Source organism: Pseudomonas sp. P4_C1 (assembly GCF_056402155.1).
In genome coordinates this window covers 1-20,886 of record NZ_JBFUHY010000081.1, presented here as the reverse complement: position 1 = coordinate 20,886, position 20,886 = coordinate 1, and the positions used below count along the sequence as shown (strand labels likewise).

Below are 20,886 nucleotides of genomic sequence, written 5' to 3'. Positions count from 1 at the left end.
GGATGGAAGTGTACGCCGGGGAAAAAGCGACCCAGGTTTACGATCAGGACACCTGGCTGCCTCAGGAAACCCTGGACGCGGTCAAGGATTACGTGGTTTCCATCAAGGGCCCGCTGACCACCCCGGTCGGTGGCGGCATCCGTTCCCTGAACGTAGCCCTGCGCCAGCAACTCGACCTGTACGTCTGCCTGCGCCCGGTGCGCTGGTTCGAAGGCGTGCCGAGCCCGGTCAAGAAGCCGGGCGATGTCGACATGACCATCTTCCGTGAGAACTCCGAAGACATCTACGCCGGCATCGAGTGGAAGGCCGGTACGCCGGAAGCCACCAAGGTCATCAAGTTCCTTAAAGAAGAAATGGGCGTGACCAAGATCCGTTTCGACGAAAACTGCGGCATCGGCGTCAAGCCAGTATCCCTGCAAGGCACCAAGCGTCTGGCGCGCAAGGCCCTGCAATATGTGGTCGACAATGACCGCGATTCGCTGACCATCGTGCACAAAGGCAACATCATGAAGTTCACCGAAGGTGCCTTCAAGGAATGGGCCTACGAAGTGGCGGCTGAAGAGTTCGGCGCGACCCTGCTCGACGGCGGTCCGTGGATGCAGTTCAAGAACCCGAAAACCGGCAAGAACGTCATCGTCAAGGATGCGATCGCCGACGCCATGCTCCAGCAGATCCTGCTGCGCCCGGCCGAGTACGATGTGATCGCCACCCTGAACCTGAACGGCGACTACCTCTCCGACGCCCTGGCGGCGGAAGTGGGCGGTATCGGTATCGCGCCGGGTGCCAACCTGTCCGACACCGTGGCCATGTTCGAAGCCACCCACGGTACTGCACCGAAGTACGCCGGCAAGGACCAGGTCAACCCCGGTTCGCTGATCCTCTCCGCTGAAATGATGCTGCGCCACATGGGCTGGACCGAAGCAGCCGATCTGATCATCAAGGGCACCAACGGCGCGATTTCCGCCAAGACCGTGACCTATGACTTCGAACGTCTGATGGACGGCGCCAAGCTGGTGTCGTCTTCCGGCTTCGGTGATGCGCTTATCTCGCACATGTAAGAAAACGCAGGCACACAAAAACCGCCTGATTCAAGAATTTGAGTCAGGCGGTTTTTTTATGGCGGGATGACGGTGTGGTCTTACGCCGTAACGGTCTGTTGCGGGGCGGATGCCGTCGCTTTCGAGGCATCCACCGGGTTGCCGATGTTGACCGCGTGCAGGCCTTTGGGGCCCTGGATTATGTCGAATACGACAGCTTGCCCGGCTTTCAGGGTTTTATAACCTTCCATCTGGATGGCGGAGTAGTGGGCAAACAGATCTTCTGTCTTGCCGTCCTCGACGATGAAACCGTAACCCTTGGCGTTGTTGAACCATTTGACCTTGCCGCTGACCTTGCCGCCTGACATACCCAACTCCCTCTGCAACAGACTCCATCACTGGAGTATCATCCAGTACATCCGCAGTCGAATCTGTAAATAAGATTGACTCYGCGGACCTTTTTTACCCACTGTGGGCTCTATTGGTTGTAACACCGTTTTGCCGATAGTCAAGCTGACCGGGCAGTCGGAGTTGAAAACGCTGATAGCCGCCCCCACCACTGTATTTGAACAACTGACGAACCTTTCTTTCCATGCATGCAATCAGCCAGATTCGACTAACATTCAATCAGGATCGCCCTGATTTACACGACGACGATTCCACAGGCATTGCTGTTCAGGAGGCAAAGCCTGCACTGCAGGCGCCGCCGATGTACAAGGTGGTTTTGTTCAACGATGACTACACACCGATGGATTTCGTGGTCGAAGTGCTCGAGGTGTTTTTTAACCTGAATCGCGAGCTGGCGACCAAGGTCATGCTGGCCGTCCACACAGAAGGGCGGGCAGTATGTGGAGTGTTTACCCGCGACATCGCCGAGACCAAGGCCATGCAGGTCAACCAGTACGCCAGGGAAAGCCAGCATCCGCTACTCTGTGAAATCGAGAAGGACGGTTAATCGCCGACCACTTGGGTATGAGGTGAAGCTATGTTAAACCGCGAGCTCGAAGTCACCCTCAATCTTGCCTTCAAGGAAGCCCGTTCGAAGCGTCATGAGTTCATGACCGTCGAACACCTCTTGCTGGCCCTATTGGACAATGAGGCTGCCGCCACCGTTTTGCGTGCGTGCGGCGCAAACCTCGACAAACTCAAGCATGACCTGCAGGAGTTCATCGACTCCACCACGCCATTGATCCCCGTGCATGACGAGGATCGCGAAACCCAGCCAACCCTGGGCTTCCAGCGTGTCCTGCAGCGTGCTGTGTTTCACGTACAGAGCTCGGGCAAACGCGAAGTGACCGGTGCCAACGTGCTGGTCGCGATCTTCAGTGAGCAAGAGAGTCAGGCGGTGTTCCTGCTGAAACAGCAGAGCGTTGCCCGTATAGATGTCGTCAACTACATCGCCCATGGCATTTCCAAGGTGCCGGGGCATGGCGATCACTCTGAAGGTGAGCAAGATATGCAAGACGACGAGGGTGGTGAGTCTTCTTCCTCGGGCAATCCCCTGGATGCTTATGCCAGCAACCTCAATGAGCTGGCGCGCCAGGGTCGTATCGATCCGTTGGTGGGGCGTGAGCTGGAGGTCGAGCGTGTCGCGCAGATTCTCGCGCGCCGGCGCAAAAACAATCCGCTGCTGGTGGGCGAGGCGGGCGTGGGTAAAACCGCGATTGCCGAAGGCCTGGCCAAGCGCATTGTCGACAACCAGGTGCCGGACCTGCTGGCCAACAGCGTGGTTTACTCCCTTGACCTGGGTGCCTTGCTGGCCGGTACCAAGTACCGTGGCGATTTCGAGAAGCGCTTCAAGGCGTTGCTCAATGAATTGAAAAAACGTCCGCAGGCGATCCTGTTCATCGACGAGATCCACACCATCATTGGTGCCGGTGCCGCGTCCGGTGGTGTCATGGATGCCTCGAACCTGCTCAAGCCGCTGCTGTCCTCGGGTGATATCCGGTGCATCGGTTCGACCACCTTCCAGGAATTTCGCGGCATCTTCGAGAAGGACCGTGCCTTGGCCCGGCGCTTCCAGAAGGTCGATGTGTCGGAGCCTTCCGTGGAAGACACCATCGGTATCCTGCGCGGTCTAAAGGGGCGCTTCGAACAGCATCACAACATCGAGTACAGCGATGAAGCCCTGCGCGCCGCCGCCGAACTGGCTTCGCGCTATATCAACGACCGGCATATGCCGGACAAGGCGATCGACGTGATCGACGAGGCGGGTGCCTACCAGCGCCTGCAACCGGTCGAGATGCGCGTTAAACGCATCGAAGTGCCTCAGGTCGAGGACATCGTCGCGAAAATCGCGCGGATTCCGCCCAAGCACGTCACCAGTTCCGACAAGGAGCTGCTGCGTAACCTCGAGCGTGACCTGAAATTGACCGTGTTCGGTCAGGATGCCGCGATCGACTCGCTGGCAACCGCGATCAAGCTGTCCCGTGCCGGCCTCAAGTCCCCTGACAAGCCTGTCGGTTCGTTCCTGTTCGCAGGGCCGACCGGTGTCGGTAAAACCGAAGCGGCGCGTCAGTTGGCCAAGGCGTTGGGTGTCGAGTTGATTCGTTTCGACATGTCCGAGTACATGGAGCGCCACACCGTATCGCGTCTGATCGGTGCGCCTCCAGGGTATGTCGGATTCGATCAGGGTGGTCTGCTGACCGAAGCCATCACCAAGCAGCCACACTGCGTRCTGTTGCTCGATGAGATCGAGAAGGCGCATCCGGAAGTCTTCAACTTGCTGCTGCAGGTCATGGATCACGGTACGTTGACCGATAACAACGGACGCAAGGCGGATTTCCGTAACGTGATCGTCATCATGACGACCAACGCCGGTGCCGAAACCGCAGCCCGCGCTTCGATCGGTTTCACCTATCAGGATCACTCGTCCGATGCGATGGAAGTGATCAAGAAGAGCTTCACGCCGGAATTCCGCAACCGTCTGGACACCATCATCCAGTTTGGTCGCCTCAGCCATGAGGTCATCAAGAGCGTGGTGGACAAGTTCCTTACCGAGCTTCAGGCGCAGCTGGAAGACAAGCGAGTGTTGCTGGAAGTCACCGATGCGGCCCGCAACTGGCTGGCCGAAGGTGGCTACGACGCGGCAATGGGTGCTCGCCCAATGGCTCGCCTGATCCAGGACAAGATCAAGCGTCCGCTGGCGGAGGAGATTCTCTTTGGCGAACTGGCCGAACATGGCGGTGTGGTGCACATCGACATCAAGGACGGCGAGCTGACCTTCGAGTTCGAGACCACGGCCGAGATGGCCTGACGTTCAGAAGCAAAACAAAAAGGCGCCGGGAGGCGCCTTTTTGTTGTCTGCAAAATGCACATCAAACCCTGTGGGAGCAAGCTCGCTCCCACAGGGTTTTGTGTTGTGGTCGCTAAATCGCAGACAAACAAAAACGCCCGGCATGAGCCGGGCGTCTTGTATTGACCTGATTAGCGAGCGCGGTAAGTGATGCGCCCTTTGCTCAAGTCATAGGGCGTCAGCTCGACGCGCACTTTGTCGCCGGTAAGAATGCGGATGTAGTTCTTGCGCATCTTGCCGGAGATGTGCGCGGTTACGACGTGCCCATTTTCCAACTCCACACGAAACATGGTGTTGGGCAGGGTGTCGACGACAGTGCCTTCCATTTCGAAGCTGTCTTCTTTCGACATGCAGTAAAGCCCTCGGTGTCCAATGAATGGCCCGGTGCAACTGCGCCAGGCAAAAGCGGCGTGCATTGTGCCCGAAAAGTGGGGTTTAAGCCAAGGGGTTTAGGGCTGGCTCTAGTTTAGAACCACCCAGCGCTGATTAATCAGCAACTCAATGGGGCGATATTGAGTCTTGTAGTTCATCTTTTTGCAGTTTTTGATCCAGTAGCCGAGGTAGACCGCCTCCAGCCCGAGCCGGCTGGCCTCGGCGATTTGCCAGAGGATTGCGTAGCGCCCAAGGCTGCGACGCTCTTCGGCGGGCTCGTAGAAGGTGTAGACCGCCGAAAGACCGTTCGGCAGTAAATCGGTGACGGCGACGGCCAGCAGCCGGCCGTTCAGGCGAAACTCATAAAAGCGTGAAAACGGCAGGTCCCGCACCAGGAATGTCGAAAACTGGTCGCGACTTGGCGGGTACATGTCGCCATCGGCGTGACGCTGTTCGATATAGCGCTGGTAAAGGTCGAAGTACTCTTCGTTGAAGCCGGGCCTGGCGGGACGCACCTGCAAATCCGCGTTGCGCTTGAAGATGCGTTTCTGTTGCCGGTTGGGCGTGAACTGTCCCACGGGAATACGCGCCGGAACGCACGCATTGCAATTCTGGCAATGCGGCCGGTAGAGATGGTCGCCACTGCGACGAAACCCCATCTCCGACAGGTCTGCATAGACATGCACATCCATGGGCTGACTAGGGTCGAGGAACAGGGTTGTGGCCTGCTCATCGGGCAGATAACTGCAAGAGTGCGGCTGAGTGGCATAGAACTTCAAACGCGCCAACTCGGTCATGATCAACCCTCGGGATAATGCTTTTGAATAAGTGTAAGCCACACGGGAGAAAGTCGCTCAGCAAACCCAGGTGGCGGTGTTGGCTTGGTCCAGGTGCCTGGCCAGATAGCTGGCAAATTCACGGCGAGGAATGGCGCGGGCGCCCAGGCTGTGCAGGTGGTCGGTGGGCATCTGGCAGTCGATCAGCACAAACCCCGAGTCTTTCAGATGCCGCACCAAGGTGGCAAAACCGAATTTCGAAGCGTTGTCGGCGAGGCTGAACATGGACTCGCCGAAAAACAGCTGGCCCATTGCCAGGCCATACAACCCGCCGACCAGTTCGTCTCCGTCCCACACTTCCACCGAGTGGGCGTGTCCGCGCCTGTGCAACTCGATATAAGCGTCCTGCATGGCCTCGGTGATCCAGGTGCCGTCGGCGTAATCCCGGGGCGCGGCACAGGCGCGGATAACGGCGGCGAAGTCCTGGTCAAAGGTCACTTGATAGCGTTGCTGGCGCAGCAGTTTGTTCAGGCTGCGTGAGACGTGCAATTCGTCGGGAAACAGAACCGTGCGCGGATCCGGAGACCACCAGAGAATCGGCTGGCCTTCGGAAAACCAAGGGAAGCAGCCGTGGCGATAAGCCGAGACCAGCCGATCGGCGGACAGATCGCCACCGGCAGCCAGCAGCCCGTTGGGGTCGCGCATGGCCTTTTCCAGCGGTGGGAAATGCAAGGTATTGCGTTGTAACCAAGTCAGCATGGCATCCGGGCTTGCAGAAGGGGAGGGCAGTGGCGGGTGTTGGCCCGCCGTAAAGTGTGCCTTCAAACGGCAGGAATGTCGTCGAGGTATTTTTCGGCGTCCAGCGCCGCCATGCAACCGGCCCCGGCAGACGTAACGGCCTGGCGATAAACGTGGTCGGCCACGTCACCGGCGGCAAACACACCGGCAATCGCCGTAGCGGTGGCATCGCCTTCGCTGCCACCCTTGACCAGCAGATACCCGTCGCGCATCTCCAGTTGGCCCGTGAACAGGTCGGTGTTGGGTTTATGGCCGATGGCGATAAACACCCCGGCCAGTGGCAGTTCCCTGGTTTCGCCGGTGTGGCTGTCCCGCAGGCGGGCGCCGGTCACGCCGCTGGCATCGCCGAGCACTTCGTCCAGATTCTGGTTCCAGTGCAGGCGGATATTGCCGTTGGCGGCCTTTTCGAAGAGTTTGTCCTGGAGGATCTTCTCCGAGCGCAGCTTGTCGCGTCGATGGATAAGGTGCACTTCCTTGGCGATGTTCGACAGGTACAAAGCTTCCTCGACCGCCGTATTACCGCCGCCGACCACCGCAACCACCTGATTGCGATAGAAAAATCCATCGCATGTCGCGCACGCCGAAACCCCTTTGCCAGCAAACCTTTCTTCCGATGGCAAACCCAGGTATTGCGCAGAAGCGCCGGTGGCAATGATCAGTGCGTCGCAGGTGTAAGTTGCGCCATCGCCGATCAGTTCGAACGGCCGTTGTTGCAACTTGGCGGTATGGATGTAGTCGTAAATGATCTCGGTGGCAAAGCGCTCGGCGTGTTTTTGCATGCGGTCCATCAGCACCGGTCCGGTCAGGCCTTCGACGTCGCCTGGCCAGTTGTCGACTTCGACGGTGGTGGTGAGCTGGCCACCTGCCTGTATGCCAGTAATGACAACGGGCTTGAGGTTGGCGCGGGCGGCATAAACGGCTGCGCTGTAACCGGCAGGGCCGGAGCCCAGGATAATCAGGCGTGAATGCTTCGCTTCGCTCATAAAAACACCTCATAAGCCTTTGTCACAAAAGAGAATGCATGCTCAAATTGAGCGGCATGTCATGCGCTGTTGACTATGCTACACCCAAGGGGCTCAAGCATGGCGTCGTGCGTACAAACCCGTACAATGCCCTGCGTGTTACCTATATTCATTGCGCGCCGTGTTTATAAAAACCGGGGCACAGTGTTAAAAGTAGTCCCGGTAACACGTGTTAACTTTTTTACCTGCCTGGATTGGGCAGTTTTCGGCAGTTTTTATAGTCATTCAACAGATGGACGCGCCCATGGCGCAGGAAAAGAAGCGTTTTGAAGAAATCCACCGCAGCACCTAAACCAGCCGTCGTTCCGCTCTGGCGCCAGCACTTGCACTACCGACTCAAGGAAGGTGCGCTGATCGCCATCGGTGCCTTGTGCCTGTTCCTGATGATGGCCTTGTTGACCTATGGCAAGGATGATCCGGGCTGGAGTCATAACAGCAAGATCGACGACGTGCAGAACTTCGGCGGTCCAGCGGGCTCCTACAGCGCCGATATCCTGTTCATGGTGCTGGGTTACTTCGCCTACATCTTCCCGTTGCTGCTGGCGATCAAGGCGTACCAGATCTTCCGTCAGCGTCACGAACCGTGGCAGTGGAGTGGCTGGCTGTTTTCCTGGCGCCTGATCGGTCTGGTGTTCCTGGTGCTGTCGGGCGCCGCTCTGGCCCATATCCATTTCCATGCCGCGACCGGTCTGCCGGCCGGTGCGGGCGGTGCGCTGGGCGAAAGCCTCGGCGACCTGGCCAGGAACGCCCTGAATATCCAGGGCAGTACGCTGCTGTTCATTGCGTTGTTCCTGTTCGGCCTGACCGTGTTTACCGACCTGTCGTGGTTCAGGGTGATGGACATCACCGGCAAGATCACCCTCGACCTGTTCGAACTGTTCCAGGGCGCGGCCAATCGCTGGTGGGCGGCCCGTACCGAGCGCAAGCAACTGGTCGCACAGCTGCGTGAAGTCGACGACCGTATGGATGAAGTGGTCGCGCCGACCGTCACCGACAAGCGCGAGCAGGCCAAGGTCAAGGAGCGGTTGATCGAGCGTGAGCAAGCCCTGAGCAAGCACATGTCCGAGCGCGAGAAGCAGGTGCCACCGGTGATTGCACCCGCGCCGCCAAAGCCTGCCGCACCGAGCAAGCGCGTCGAAAAAGAGAAGCAGACGCCGCTGTTCGTCGACAGCGCCGTCGAAGGCACCTTGCCGCCGATCTCGATTCTCGATCCGGCGGAAAAGAAACAGCTCAATTACTCGCCTGAATCCCTGGCGGCGGTTGGCCACCTGCTGGAAATCAAGCTCAAGGAATTCGGCGTTGAAGTTACAGTGGACTCGATTCACCCGGGGCCGGTGATTACCCGTTACGAAATCCAGCCGGCGGCCGGCGTCAAGGTCAGCCGCATTTCCAACCTGGCCAAAGACCTGGCCCGTTCCCTGGCCGTGACCAGCGTGCGCGTGGTGGAAGTGATTCCGGGCAAGACCACCGTCGGTATCGAGATTCCCAACGAAGACCGGCAGATCGTGCGCTTCTCCGAGGTGTTGTCGACCCCCGAGTACGACAACTTCAAATCCCCGGTCACCCTGGCCCTGGGCCACGACATCGGCGGAAAGCCGGTCATCACTGACCTGGCGAAAATGCCGCACTTGCTGGTGGCCGGTACCACCGGTTCCGGTAAGTCGGTGGGTGTGAACGCGATGATCCTGTCGATCCTGTTCAAGTCCGGCCCGGAAGACGCCAAGCTGATCATGATCGACCCGAAAATGCTGGAACTGTCGATCTACGAAGGCATTCCGCACCTGCTGTGCCCGGTGGTCACCGACATGAAGGACGCCGCCAACGCCCTGCGCTGGAGCGTTGCCGAGATGGAGCGGCGCTACAAGCTGATGGCCAAGATGGGCGTGCGAAACCTGTCGGGCTTCAACGCCAAGGTCAAGGAAGCCCAGGACGCCGGCGAGCCGTTGAGCGATCCGCTGTACAAGCGCGAAAGCATCCACGACGAAGCGCCGCTCCTGCAAAAGCTGCCGACCATTGTGGTCGTAGTCGACGAATTCGCCGACATGATGATGATCGTCGGCAAAAAGGTTGAAGAACTGATCGCCCGTATCGCCCAGAAGGCGCGGGCGGCCGGTATCCACCTGATTCTTGCGACCCAGCGTCCGTCGGTAGACGTGATCACCGGTCTGATCAAGGCCAACATCCCGACCCGTATGGCGTTCCAGGTGTCGAGCAAGATCGACTCGCGGACCATCATCGACCAGGGCGGTGCCGAACAGCTGCTGGGCCACGGTGACATGTTGTACATGCCGCCGGGTACCAGCCTGCCGATTCGTGTTCACGGTGCATTCGTGTCCGACGATGAGGTTCATCGCGTGGTGGAAGCCTGGAAGCTGCGGGGCGCGCCGGAATACAACGACGACATCCTCAATGGCGTCGAAGAGGCGGGCAGCGGCTTCGAAGGCAGCAGCGGTGGCGGCGACGGAGACGATCCAGAGGCCGACGCGCTGTACGACGAAGCGGTCCAGTTCGTGCTGGAAAGTCGTCGCGCCTCCATTTCCGCGGTCCAGCGCAAGCTGAAGATCGGCTACAACCGCGCCGCGCGCATGATCGAAGCCATGGAAATGGCCGGGGTCGTGACGTCCATGAACACCAACGGTTCGCGTGAAGTCCTGGCCCCGGGCCCGGTGCGCGACTGACCCGAGTATGAAAAGGGTGGTGCCTTTGGCGCCGCCCGAACTCCCACGAATGTTATGAGGACTCCCATGCGTCTGATCCGCATGTTGTTGCTGCCGGTACTGGCTCTGACCACGCTTTCGGCCCACGCCGATGACAAGGACGTGGCACGCCTGACCCAACTGCTGGAAAAATCCCAGACCCTGACTGCACGTTTCTCGCAACTGACCCTTGATGGCACCGGCACCCAGTTGCAGGAAACCGCTGGCGAGATGTCGCTGCAGCGTCCGGGCCTGTTCTACTGGCACACCGATGCGCCGGCCGAGCAGACCATGATCTCCGATGGTAAGAAAGTCACCCTGTGGGACCCGGACCTGGAACAGGCCACCATCAAGAAGCTTGACCAGCGCCTGACCCAGACCCCAGCGTTGCTGCTGTCCGGTGACGTGTCCAAGATCAGCCAGAGCTTCGACATCAGCGCCAAGGAAGCCGGCGGCGTGATCGATTTCACCCTGAAGCCGAAAACCAAGGACACCCTGTTTGACAGCCTGCGCCTGTCGTTCCGCAACGGTCTGGTCAACGACATGCAGTTGATCGACAGCGTTGGTCAGCGCACCAATATCCTGTTCACCGGGGTGAAGGCCAACGAGCCGATCCCGGCGTCCAAGTTCAAGTTCGATATCCCGAAAGGGGCGGACGTGATCCAGGAGTAACACGCAAACCCCTGTAGGAGCGAGCCTGCTCGCGATGGACTCAAGAACACCGCTGGGTGTCAGGCTGCCAACGTTATCGTTGACGTCCATCGCGAGCAGGCTCGCTCCTACAGGGGGTGCGATGTTCAATTGAGGTTTCAGAGATAGTCATGGACCTGTTTCGCAGCGCCCCCATCGCCCAGCCCTTGGCCGCCCGCCTGCGTGCGGCCAATCTGGACGAGTACGTCGGTCAGGAACACGTGCTCGCTCGCGGCAAGCCCTTGCGCGAGGCGCTGGAGCAGGGTGTCCTGCATTCGATGATTTTCTGGGGTCCGCCCGGCGTGGGCAAAACCACCCTGGCGCGATTGCTCGCGGAAGTCTCGGATGCGCACTTCGAAACGGTCTCGGCGGTATTGGCCGGGGTCAAGGAGATCCGCCAGTCGGTGGAAATCGCCAAGCAGCAGGCCGCGCAGTACGGCCGCCGCACCATTCTGTTCGTCGACGAAGTGCATCGCTTCAACAAGTCCCAGCAGGATGCGTTCCTGCCGTACGTTGAAGACGGCACACTGATTTTCATCGGCGCGACCACGGAAAACCCTTCGTTTGAACTCAATAACGCCTTGCTCTCCCGGGCGCGTGTCTATGTGCTCAAGAGCCTCGACGAAGCGGCCCTGCGCAAACTGGTGCAGCGCGCGCTGACCGAAGAACGTGGCCTGGGCAAGCGCAACCTGACCCTCAGCGACGAAGGCTTCCAGATGCTGTTGTCGGCCGCCGATGGCGATGGCCGGCGCCTGCTCAACCTGCTGGAAAACGCCTCGGACCTCGCCGAAGACAACAGCGAAATCGGCACCGAGCTCCTGCAAAGCCTGCTCGGCGATACCCGCAGGCGGTTCGACAAGGGCGGCGAAGCGTTCTACGACCAGATTTCCGCGCTGCATAAATCGGTGCGCGGTTCCAACCCCGACGGAGCCTTGTATTGGTTCGCGCGGATGATCGACGGCGGTTGCGACCCCTTGTACCTTGCCCGGCGAGTGGTGCGTATGGCCAGCGAAGACATCGGCAATGCCGACCCACGCGCCCTGAGCCTGTGCCTGGCGGCCTGGGAAGTGCAGGAGCGCCTCGGCAGCCCCGAAGGCGAACTGGCGGTGGCCCAGGCCATCACCTATCTGGCCTGTGCGCCGAAAAGCAACGCGGTCTATATGGGCTTCAAGACCGCACTGCGCGCCGCCGCCGAGCACGGCTCGCTGGAAGTGCCGCTGCACCTGCGCAACGCACCGACCAAGCTGATGAAGCAATTGGGCTACGGCGATGAATACCGCTATGCCCACGATGAGCCGGACGCCTACGCCGCCGGAGAAGACTATTTCCCGGAAGAACTCGACCCGATCCCGTTCTATCAGCCCGTGCCCCGTGGCCTGGAATTGAAGATCGGCGAAAAGCTCAATCACCTGGCGAAACTCGACCGTTCAAGCCCCCGGCAGCGGAGAAAATAGTGCTTCCAGCGATCGTTGCGGTTTCCGTCGGCGGGATGGCCGGTACGCTGTTGCGCTTTGCCGCGGGCAACTGGATCAACGCGAATTGGCCACGGCACTTCTATACCGCGACGCTGGCCGTTAATATCGTGGGCTGTTTGCTGATCGGTGTTCTATACGGTCTGTTTTTGATACGCCCGGAGGTGCCTTTTGAGATTCGCGCCGGGTTGATCGTTGGCTTCCTCGGGGGGCTGACGACTTTTTCATCCTTTTCACTGGATACGGTGCGCCTGCTGGAAAGCGGGCAGGTGCCGCTGGCCCTGGGCTATGCGGCGCTCAGCGTATTCGGCGGGCTGCTTGCAACCTGGGCCGGCCTGTCCTTGACCAAACTTTGATAAACGAGAAACCGACATGCTCGATTCCAAACTGTTACGTAGCAACCTTCAGGACGTAGCGGACCGCCTGGCATCCCGTGGCTATGCCCTGGATGTTGCGCGCATCGAAGCGCTGGAAGAACAGCGCAAGACCGTCCAGACCCGCACCGAAGCACTGCAGGCTGAACGTAATGCGCGTTCCAAATCCATCGGTCAGGCCAAGCAGCGCGGCGAAGACATCGCGCCGCTGATGGCGGACGTCGAGCGCATGGCGGGCGAATTGAGCACCGGCAAAGTCGAACTGGACGCGATCCAGAGCGAACTGGACTCGATCCTGCTGGGTATCCCCAACCTGCCGCACGAATCGGTGCCGGTCGGCGAAGACGAAGACGGCAACGTCGAAGTGCGCCGCTGGGGCACGCCGACGGCCTTCGATTTCCCGGTTCAGGACCACGTGGCCCTGGGCGAGAAGTTCGGCTGGCTGGACTTTGAAACCGCCGCCAAGCTGTCCGGCGCCCGTTTTGCCCTGCTGCGCGGCCCGATTGCCCGTCTGCACCGTGCCCTGGCGCAGTTCATGATCAACCTGCACGTCACCGAGCACGGCTACGAAGAGGCCTATACGCCTTATCTGGTCCAGGCACCGGCGCTGCAAGGCACCGGTCAACTGCCGAAGTTCGAAGAAGACCTGTTCAAGATCGCGCGCGAAGGCGAAGCCGACCTGTATCTGATCCCGACCGCCGAAGTGTCGCTGACCAACATCGTCGCCGGCGAAATCGTCGATTCGAAACTGCTGCCGATCAAGTTCGTTGCCCACACCCCGTGCTTTCGTAGCGAAGCCGGCGCGTCGGGTCGTGACACCCGCGGCATGATCCGCCAGCACCAGTTCGACAAGGTCGAGATGGTGCAGATCGTCGAGCCGTCGCAGTCGATGGAAGCGCTGGAAGGCCTGACCGCCAACGCCGAGAAAGTCCTGCAACTGCTGGAACTGCCTTACCGCACCCTGGCCCTGTGCACCGGCGACATGGGCTTCAGCGCGGTCAAGACCTACGACCTGGAAGTGTGGATCCCGAGCCAGGACAAGTACCGCGAAATCTCGTCGTGCTCCAACTGCGGCGACTTCCAGGCCCGTCGCATGCAAGCGCGTTTCCGCAACCCGGAAACCGGCAAGCCGGAACTGGTGCACACCCTGAACGGCTCCGGTCTTGCAGTCGGTCGTACCCTGGTGGCGGTGCTGGAGAACTATCAGCAGGCCGACGGTTCGATCCGTGTGCCTGAGGTCCTGAAGCCGTACATGGGTGGCCTCGAGGTCATCGGTTAAATGAACTATCTGCCGCTGTTTCACAACCTTCGCGGCAGTCGTGTGTTGGTCGTCGGTGGAGGGGAGATTGCCTTGCGCAAATCCCGCCTGCTGGCCGATGCCGGTGCGCTGCTGCGGGTGGTTGCACCTGAAATCGAAGCACAACTGCGCGAACTGGTTGCCGGTAGCGGTGGCGAGTGCCTGTTGCGCGGCTACACCGAAACGGACCTGGACGGTTGCGGGCTGATCATTGCCGCCACCGACGACGAAGCGCTGAACGCACAAGTCTCCGCCGATGCCCATCGGCGTTGCGTGCCGGTCAACGTGGTGGACGCGCCAGCCCTGTGCAGCGTGATCTTCCCTGCCATCGTCGACCGTTCGCCACTGATCATCGCGGTGTCCAGCGGCGGCGATGCGCCGGTGCTGGCACGTCTGATCCGCGCCAAGATCGAAACCTGGATTCCTTCCACCTACGGTCACCTGGCTGGTCTGGCGGCGCGTTTTCGTCATCAGGTCAAAGGCCTGTTTCCGGATGTACAGCAGCGTCGGGCGTTCTGGGAAGATGTTTTCCAGGGACCGATTGCCGACCGCCAGCTGGCCGGGCAGGGCGCTGAAGCCGAGCGCTTGTTGCAGGCGAAGATTGATGGCCAAGCGCCGGTGGCAACCGGCGAAGTCTATCTGGTGGGCGCGGGGCCGGGCGATCCCGACCTGTTGACCTTCCGCGCCTTGCGTTTGATGCAGCAAGCCGACGTAGTGTTATACGACCGCCTGGTGGCGCCGGCGATTATCGAACTGTGCCGTCGCGACGCCGAGCGGGTTTACGTTGGCAAACGTCGCGCCGATCACGCGGTGCCGCAGGATCAGATCAATCAGCAATTGGTGGATCTGGCCAGGCAAGGCAAGCGTGTGGTGCGATTGAAGGGCGGCGATCCGTTCATCTTCGGTCGTGGTGGTGAAGAGATCGAAGAACTGGCGGCCCAGGGCATCCCGTTCCAGGTGGTGCCGGGGATCACGGCGGCCAGCGGTTGCGCGGCCTACGCCGGGATTCCGCTGACTCACCGTGATTATGCGCAGTCGGTGCGCTTTGTCACCGGGCACCTGAAGGACGGTTCCACCGATTTGCCCTGGGCCGATCTGGTGGCCCCGGCGCAAACCCTGGTGTTCTACATGGGGCTGGTGGGCTTGCCGATCATCTGCGAACAGTTGATCAAGCATGGTCGCGGTGCCGATACCCCGGCAGCGTTGATCCAGCAGGGCACCACGGTCAACCAGCGGGTGTTTACCGGCACCCTGGCGGACCTGCCACGGCTGGTGGCGGAGCATGAAGTGCATGCGCCGACATTGGTGATCGTGGGTGAAGTGGTGCAACTGCGCGAGAAACTGGCGTGGTTTGAAGGGGCTCAATCAGACGTCTGAGCACCGCGTCGACCTCAATCGCGAGCAGGCTCGCTCCTACAGGGGATGTGTAAACGACACAAATCCACTGTAGGAGCGAGCCTGCTCGCGATGGGGCCTTCAAAACCTACACAAATCTCAAGCTCTGCGCCAAACCCCTTTCCCGCTCTCCCGATCATGGGCCGCGGTGAAGTCCTGCGCCGGCCCTTTCGGCACCACACCCGTCGGGTTGATGGTGCGGTGGCTGGCGTAGTAGTGGTTCTTGATGTGGGTGAAGTCCACCGTCTCGGCAACCCCCGGCCACTGATAGATCTCGCGCAACCAGTTCGACAGATTCGGATAATCCGCAATCCGCCGCAGATTGCACTTGAAGTGCCCGTAGTACACCGCATCGAAGCGAATCAGTGTGGTGAACAGGCGAATGTCCGCTTCGGTCAGGTATTCGCCTGCCAGGTAACGATTGGCACCCAGCAGCAGCTCCAGCCGATCCAGCTCGGTAAACACATCGTCGAACGCTTCTTCATAGGCCTGTTGTGACGTGGCAAAGCCGGCGCGGTACACGCCATTGTTCACCGCCGGATAAATCCGCTCGTTCAACGCATCGATCTCACCGCGTAGCGGTGCCGGGTAGAAGTCCAGGTCGTTACCGGTCAAATCGTCGAAGGCACCATTGAACATGCGGATGATTTCCGATGATTCATTGCTGACGATGCGCTTTTGCTGTTTGTCCCACAGCACCGGCACGGTGACGCGGCCGGTGTAGTCGGCGGTGTCGGCGGTGTAGCGCTGGTGCATGAAGTCGAAGTGATCGAGCTTGTCGCCGGTAGATCCCAGGTTCTGGTCGAAGGTCCAGCCATTTTCCAGCATCAACCAACTGACCACCGAAACGTCGATCAGGTTTTCGAGGCCTTTGAGTTTGCGCAGGATCAGCGTGCGATGGGCCCACGGACAGGCCAGGGACACGTACAAGTGATAGCGCCCCGGTTCGGCCGCAAAGCCGCCGACGCCGGTCGGTCCCGGCTTGCCGTCAGCGGTTAACCAGTTGCGACGCTGCGCCTGTTCACGCTGGAACGCGCCGTCCTTGCTGCTTTCGTACCACTTGTCCTGCCAGCGGCCATCAACTAACAAACCCATGTTCAAGACTCCCGAAACCCATAATCGATGGAGTCGAGTCTATTCCGATGAGTTCGAACAAAAAGCGCAAAGATCGGGCGAAAATGATCGATTAAATCGATTTGTCCCGCGCAGCCCAGTATTTTTCAGCGGTTTCGAAGGCCTGTTCGCGGCTCTGCCCCAAGCCACGCAGGGCCAGGGCCATGGTCGAGATCAGGGCCATTTGTGGGTAGCTGTCGACCACATCGCCACGCCAGACCGCTTTCAAGTGCTCGGGATCAAGCGATGCGGGTTTGACATGACGCTGCGCGGACAGCTGCGGCCATTCCTCGTCCCAGCTCTCGCCGCCGGTGGTGCCGTACAGGTGGCTGTCGGCGTCCGGGTTGACCTCGATTTCGCCGCCATCACCCTTGATCACGATGGCGGTGTCACCCAGCAGGCCGCTGGCATCGCGATGCACCGCCTGATAACCCGGGTGGAAAATGCTCTGCAGGCCGCAACGGGCGCCCAGCGGATTGAGAATCCGCGCCAGGGAGTGGATCGGCGAGCGCAGGCCCAGGGTGTTGCGCAGGTCGATCATCCGTTGCAGCTGTGGCGCCCAGTCCATCAATGGCATGAAGGCCAGGCCGCCGTTATCCAGCGCCGAACCCACCTGTTGCCAGTTGCGGCACAGCGGGATGTTCAGTTCGCCCAGCAGTTGTTCGCTGTACAGGCGGCCGGCCGTGTGGGCGCCGCCACCGTGCATGAAAATCCGCACACCGTTTTGCGCCAGGCACTTCGCTGCCAGTAGATACCACGGCAGATGGCGTTTCTTGCCGGCATAGGTCGGCCAATCCAGATCCACCGCCAGTGCCGGAGGATTCAGGCGTTCGCGCAAGGCTTCGGTGAAGCCTGCCATCTCTTCTGCACTTTCTTCCTTGTGCCGCAACAGCATCAGGAATGCGCCGAGTTGGGTTTCCTCGACCTTTTCATCGAACACCATGCCCATGGCTTCGCGGGCTTCGACCCGGGTCAAATCGCGGGCGCCGCGCTTGCCTTTGCCAAGGATCCGCACGAACTGGGCGAACGGATGCTCGGCGGGCGTTTCGAGTGTCAGTGCTGGGTAATCAGTCATAAGCAATTCGTCGGTTTGGGCAGGCCCGCCAGTTTCGCGGCGAGTTTGGCGGGAGTGCCTTTGAACAGTCGGTTCAGATGCAGGCTGTTGCCTTTTTCCGGGCCGAGTTTCAGGGCGGTGTATTTGATCAACGGGCGGGTGGCCGGTGACAGCTGGAACTCGGCGTAGAAACTGCGCAGCAGTTCGAGGACTTCCCAGTGTTCAGGCGTCAACTCGATGTCTTCGGCAGCCGCCAGGGCACTGGCCACGTCGGCGGACCAGTCACTCAGTTCGACCAGGAAACCGTCCTTGTCCAGCTGGATGGCGCGGGCGCCGACCGTCAGTGCATTCATAGCCAACTGTTGACCTTGTCGTAGTGAATCGACAGTTCGACGAAGGCCGGGTAATCGATGGCTTTGGCCCAGTCTGGAACCGCAAGCGCACGGGCCTGGGCATCTTCGGCCAGGACGAACAGCTTCAGGCCGCGTGCGCTGAGCGCCGTGAACGGTGCGGTGCCTGGTCGCAACGCATAGGCCGCGTCGCCCGACAGCAGCAACCCGTCGTTGGCGCCGATCACGCGCAGGCAACTGGTCAGGCGTTCGTCGCCGAACGGGGAATGAGACAACACATGCAAAGTCGACATCAGAGGGTGATCACCTGGTCGTAACGGTCAATGAGGGCGGTGATTTCGTGGGCGGCCAACACCCGGGCTTCTTCCAGCGACAGGCCGCTCGGGTCCAGGCCGCGCTGGGTGATGCTGTCGCCACAGGCGAACAGTTCCTCGACACCGAACATCGGCAGGGCTTGCAGATTGGCGCTCAGGTCTTTCTGTTGCAAGGCCTTGGCGTCCTGACTGGCGACGAGCTGGAACACGCCGTCATCGAGAAACAACAGGCCGATCGGCAGGTCGAAGGCACCGCCGGCCAGCACGATATCCAGCGCTTCGCGCGCGCCTGGGCCGGACCATGGCGACTGGCGGCTGATGATCAATATGGATTTGGCCATGTCACGCGCCTCCGAAACAGATCAGACGGTCGGCATCCTGCGCGGCGTCATGCAATTGGCCGAGGCCGGACAATTCCCACGGCGCACCGACGGCTACCGCCTCGCGCTGATAGCGCCTGGCTTCTTCCTCGTTCAACACGCCACGACGCAGGGCGGCGGCGATGCACACCACGCCATCGAGTTGATGGTCGCTGACGAAGGCGCGCCATTGCCTGGGCAAGTCCAGTTCATCCTGGGGCGTGACCACGCTGTCGGACGCGTTGTAGACGCCGTCCTGGTAGAAAAACACCCGGACAATCTCGTGCCCGCCGGCCAACGCCGCTTGGGCGAACAGCAAGGCGCGGCGCGAGGAGGGCGCATGGGCGGTGGAAAACACGGCGATGGCGAACTTCATGACGGACTCGATCAGCGAAACTGCGGCCATGATAAAGCTTTATCGGCGGGGCGGCTAAATCGATGTTGTCTATTCTGGCCCCATCGCGAGCAAGCTCGCTCCCACAATTGTTTCGTGGTGGATTTCAATTTTGTATTCGACACCGATCTCCTGTGGGAGCGAGCTTGCTCGCGATGAGGGCCGCATAGGCACCGCCAAGCTCAGCGCGGCATATACCCCAACTGCCAGCGCCGCGGGATCTTCAACGACAACACCCCGAGCCCGGCCGCCAGCAGGCCATTGGCAAACAACGCCTTGAGCCCCAGGTGATGTTCCAGCACGGCACCGAGTACCGCGCCGGCGAACATGCCGGTCCAGGGGATCAGTTGCACGCGCCAGCCGTTACGACGCTCGCCGAGCATCCAGCGACCCAGTCCGCGGCCGAAACGCGACAGGGCACCGGTGACGTAGGTCAGGCCCACCGGCAGGCCGTTCACTTCTTCCACCGCGGCGTTGAGCATGCCCATTGCAATGATCGCCGCCAGCAGGGCTGGCAGCTGCACGTCATAAGGCCAGGCCGCGGCGGTGCACAGCAGGGTGGCGATGCACAACAACAAGGGCAGGGCCCGACGTCTGCCTAGCCGGCTGACGATTATGCCCAGCGCGTTGCCGACGATGAAAGTGGCGACGAGGATCACCAGGCGCAGGGTCAACCCAAGGTCGCCAGTACTGATGGCGACGGCCATCCGGGTGGTATTGCCGCTCATGAACGAGACGAAGTCGCCGCTGGCCATGAAGCCGATGGCGTCGGTCATACCGGCGAGTACCGAGAGCATGGCCACCAGGCTCAGGCCTATGCGCCCGCGCCATTTCTGCGTGTGCAGGTGACCGGGGCTGGCGTGGGTCCTGGCGGTGTTGGGCAGCATCGGCGAAGGTATCCCTGAACAGTGCTTAGGGTTTTATGCCATTCAACTCGCAATATTCCAGCCAGTCCATGCCGGCCATTTCCGCCACTTCCCGGTGCACTTCCAGGCGCTGCGCTTGGTAATCCTGGGGTGTGGCGGTGGTTAACTGCAACGTCAGTTCCCAAGCGAACAATTTCTGGCGTTCTGCTTCAGCTTCAAACGCTTCGTGCAGCCGTTCCTCGCGATACTGAGCCGCCGTTTCACCCTTGGCCTGAGCCAACAGTGGGTTGAGGTGGTCGAGTTCTTCGCGCAACTCGGGGCGCGCATCGAGAAATTTCTTGAGTGCTTGCTCATGCTGCAGTTCGGTTGCCGCCATGGTCGCTCCTTGAGAACGGATTACGAGGATTGCTTCTTGCTGGCCTTGGCCGCTGCCGCCAGGCATTCGAGGGCAAACTGTTCGGTGTAGGTCATCTGGATCGGCGTGGTTTCGCCTTTGACGGTTCTTTCACCATCGAGGATGTAGCGAATCCGCTTGTCGGTGACGCCGATTCGCTTGGCAATCCAGGACGGCGTCTGACCGATCTGGCTGATCAGCTTGTCGGCATATTCAGTGCTCGGTTTGTAGAACTCGGCATTAGGTGTCATCAGATTTCCAGTCAGGGGTGCGATGGGGCGTTATTGGCGCGACAGGGTGCGCGAATCGTTGCGCGCTGTCGCGGTATAAATGCAGTAAAGCAGAACGATACGGGCTGCCGGGGTGATAAAGTCCGCTTTTTCCTGATGAGTGAATGCAATGCGAATTCTGATGGTGGCGCTGGCCGTGACGTTGCTGGCGGGATGCGCCGGCTCGGCGATGAACGATGCCCGCACCAAGGCCCCGTACAAGACCCTGAACTCGGAAAAACCGGCCAAAGACGTCGCCCAGTGCGTGCAGTTTTCCTGGCAGGACGAGGCAGTGTTCGGCGTCGATGCCGCTGCCTATTTGCAGGCAGGCGAGAAGGGTGGCATGACCGTTTACACCCGTTCGGCGGAGTCCTTCGTCGACGTGACCACCGATGCCTCGGGCACGGTGTTGAGCTACTACGCACAGAAGGACGACTTCGTGGCCAAGCGCCGGCTGGCGGCGTTGGCGACCTGCCTATGATTTGAAGGTTTATTGCATACCCCTGTAGGAGCGAGCCTGCTCGCGATAGCGGTAAGTCAGTCGACATC

24 protein-coding genes are annotated in these 20,886 nt (G+C 60.4%); 10 read left to right on the top strand and 14 right to left on the bottom strand.

Annotated elements, in window-relative coordinates:
* Positions 1-1,058 (top strand): NADP-dependent isocitrate dehydrogenase (gene icd, locus AC1DU9_RS25765; protein WP_477810993.1); only part of this gene is annotated, 1,058 nt, incomplete at its 5' end.
* An 80-nt stretch (positions 1,059-1,138) separates the two neighbouring features.
* Here the strand turns inward: icd and cspD are convergent.
* Positions 1,139-1,405 carry a cold shock domain-containing protein CspD gene (gene cspD, locus AC1DU9_RS25760; RefSeq protein WP_223461574.1) on the bottom strand — a complete coding sequence of 89 codons (267 nt, stop codon included), beginning with the start codon at positions 1,403-1,405 and terminating at the stop codon, positions 1,139-1,141.
* A 224-nt stretch (positions 1,406-1,629) separates the two neighbouring features.
* Here cspD and clpS point away from each other — a divergent pair, with 224 nt between their 5' ends.
* Together clpS and clpA are read left to right on the top strand one after the other, a co-directional pair.
* A complete protein-coding gene (gene clpS, locus AC1DU9_RS25755; protein ID WP_032829596.1) occupies positions 1,630-1,992 on the top strand; it encodes an ATP-dependent Clp protease adapter ClpS in 363 nt (120 codons plus the stop codon).
* A gap of 30 nt (positions 1,993-2,022) precedes the next feature.
* On the top strand, positions 2,023-4,293 hold the full coding sequence (clpA, locus tag AC1DU9_RS25750; protein WP_223461576.1) for an ATP-dependent Clp protease ATP-binding subunit ClpA: 2,271 nt from the start codon (positions 2,023-2,025) through the stop codon (positions 4,291-4,293).
* Between the two features lie 170 nt (positions 4,294-4,463).
* Here clpA and infA read toward each other — a convergent pair whose 3' ends face one another.
* From infA to trxB, 4 genes are all read right to left on the bottom strand, one after another.
* On the bottom strand, positions 4,464-4,682 hold the full coding sequence (infA, locus tag AC1DU9_RS25745; RefSeq protein WP_002553999.1) for a translation initiation factor IF-1: 219 nt from the start codon (positions 4,680-4,682) through the stop codon (positions 4,464-4,466).
* 111 nt (positions 4,683-4,793) lie between these two features.
* On the bottom strand, positions 4,794-5,501 hold the full coding sequence (locus AC1DU9_RS25740; RefSeq protein ID WP_223461579.1) for an arginyltransferase: 708 nt from the start codon (positions 5,499-5,501) through the stop codon (positions 4,794-4,796).
* 57 nt (positions 5,502-5,558) lie between these two features.
* Positions 5,559-6,239, bottom strand: a complete 681-nt coding sequence (gene aat / locus AC1DU9_RS25735) for a leucyl/phenylalanyl-tRNA--protein transferase (protein ID WP_223461581.1) — start codon at positions 6,237-6,239, stop codon at positions 5,559-5,561.
* A gap of 62 nt (positions 6,240-6,301) precedes the next feature.
* Positions 6,302-7,261, bottom strand: a complete 960-nt coding sequence (trxB, locus tag AC1DU9_RS25730) for a thioredoxin-disulfide reductase (protein WP_477810992.1) — start codon at positions 7,259-7,261, stop codon at positions 6,302-6,304.
* Between the two features lie 305 nt (positions 7,262-7,566).
* Between trxB and AC1DU9_RS25725 the strand changes: the two genes are divergently transcribed.
* From AC1DU9_RS25725 to cysG, 6 genes are all read left to right on the top strand, one after another.
* Positions 7,567-9,978 carry a DNA translocase FtsK gene (locus AC1DU9_RS25725; protein ID WP_223461585.1) on the top strand — a complete coding sequence of 804 codons (2,412 nt, stop codon included), beginning with the start codon at positions 7,567-7,569 and terminating at the stop codon, positions 9,976-9,978.
* A 66-nt stretch (positions 9,979-10,044) separates the two neighbouring features.
* On the top strand, positions 10,045-10,668 hold the full coding sequence (gene lolA, locus AC1DU9_RS25720) for an outer membrane lipoprotein periplasmic chaperone LolA (RefSeq protein ID WP_223461587.1): 624 nt from the start codon (positions 10,045-10,047) through the stop codon (positions 10,666-10,668).
* A gap of 149 nt (positions 10,669-10,817) precedes the next feature.
* Entirely contained in the window at positions 10,818-12,140 is a 1,323-nt protein-coding gene (locus AC1DU9_RS25715; RefSeq protein WP_223461589.1) for a replication-associated recombination protein A, read from the top strand.
* Entirely contained in the window at positions 12,140-12,514 is a 375-nt protein-coding gene (gene crcB, locus AC1DU9_RS25710) for a fluoride efflux transporter CrcB (RefSeq protein WP_223461591.1), read from the top strand. Before AC1DU9_RS25715 ends, crcB begins: the two co-directional genes overlap by 1 nt.
* Positions 12,515-12,530: 16 nt before the next feature.
* Positions 12,531-13,811, top strand: a complete 1,281-nt coding sequence (gene serS, locus AC1DU9_RS25705; protein ID WP_477810991.1) for a serine--tRNA ligase — start codon at positions 12,531-12,533, stop codon at positions 13,809-13,811.
* Complete coding sequence (gene cysG / locus AC1DU9_RS25700; RefSeq protein ID WP_223461595.1) at positions 13,812-15,206, top strand: siroheme synthase CysG; 1,395 nt, start codon at positions 13,812-13,814, stop codon at positions 15,204-15,206.
* A 117-nt stretch (positions 15,207-15,323) separates the two neighbouring features.
* On the opposite strand, the gene AC1DU9_RS25695 is transcribed toward cysG, so the two are convergent.
* The 9 genes from AC1DU9_RS25695 to AC1DU9_RS25655 form a co-directional block, all read right to left on the bottom strand.
* Positions 15,324-16,319 carry a glutathione S-transferase family protein gene (locus AC1DU9_RS25695; RefSeq protein ID WP_223461597.1) on the bottom strand — a complete coding sequence of 332 codons (996 nt, stop codon included), beginning with the start codon at positions 16,317-16,319 and terminating at the stop codon, positions 15,324-15,326.
* Positions 16,320-16,410: 91 nt separating this feature from the next.
* The gene (locus AC1DU9_RS25690; protein ID WP_223461599.1) at positions 16,411-17,412 is read right to left on the bottom strand and encodes a glycosyl transferase family protein; all 1,002 of its coding nucleotides are present in this window, start codon (positions 17,410-17,412) and stop codon (positions 16,411-16,413) included.
* The gene (locus tag AC1DU9_RS25685; RefSeq protein ID WP_223461602.1) at positions 17,409-17,744 is read right to left on the bottom strand and encodes a TusE/DsrC/DsvC family sulfur relay protein; all 336 of its coding nucleotides are present in this window, start codon (positions 17,742-17,744) and stop codon (positions 17,409-17,411) included. The genes AC1DU9_RS25690 and AC1DU9_RS25685 overlap by 4 nt, the downstream gene beginning before the upstream one ends.
* The gene (gene tusB, locus AC1DU9_RS25680) at positions 17,741-18,034 is read right to left on the bottom strand and encodes a sulfurtransferase complex subunit TusB (protein WP_477810990.1); all 294 of its coding nucleotides are present in this window, start codon (positions 18,032-18,034) and stop codon (positions 17,741-17,743) included. Before tusB ends, AC1DU9_RS25685 begins: the two co-directional genes overlap by 4 nt.
* Complete coding sequence (gene tusC, locus AC1DU9_RS25675) at positions 18,034-18,396, bottom strand: sulfurtransferase complex subunit TusC (RefSeq protein WP_223461606.1); 363 nt, start codon at positions 18,394-18,396, stop codon at positions 18,034-18,036. The genes tusB and tusC overlap by 1 nt, the downstream gene beginning before the upstream one ends.
* 1 nt (position 18,397) lies before the next feature.
* A complete protein-coding gene (gene tusD, locus AC1DU9_RS25670) occupies positions 18,398-18,790 on the bottom strand; it encodes a sulfurtransferase complex subunit TusD (RefSeq protein WP_223461648.1) in 393 nt (130 codons plus the stop codon).
* A 200-nt stretch (positions 18,791-18,990) separates the two neighbouring features.
* Positions 18,991-19,695 carry a YoaK family protein gene (locus AC1DU9_RS25665; protein ID WP_223461609.1) on the bottom strand — a complete coding sequence of 235 codons (705 nt, stop codon included), beginning with the start codon at positions 19,693-19,695 and terminating at the stop codon, positions 18,991-18,993.
* Positions 19,696-19,720: 25 nt separating this feature from the next.
* Complete coding sequence (locus AC1DU9_RS25660; protein ID WP_223461611.1) at positions 19,721-20,050, bottom strand: DUF6388 family protein; 330 nt, start codon at positions 20,048-20,050, stop codon at positions 19,721-19,723.
* 20 nt (positions 20,051-20,070) lie between these two features.
* Positions 20,071-20,319: a hypothetical protein gene (locus AC1DU9_RS25655; protein WP_008015571.1), complete on the bottom strand. Its 249-nt coding sequence runs from the start codon at positions 20,317-20,319 to the stop codon at positions 20,071-20,073.
* Between the two features lie 148 nt (positions 20,320-20,467).
* Here AC1DU9_RS25655 and AC1DU9_RS25650 point away from each other — a divergent pair, with 148 nt between their 5' ends.
* A complete protein-coding gene (locus AC1DU9_RS25650; RefSeq protein WP_477810989.1) occupies positions 20,468-20,818 on the top strand; it encodes a hypothetical protein in 351 nt (116 codons plus the stop codon).
* The last annotated feature ends 68 nt before the right edge of the window (positions 20,819-20,886 follow it).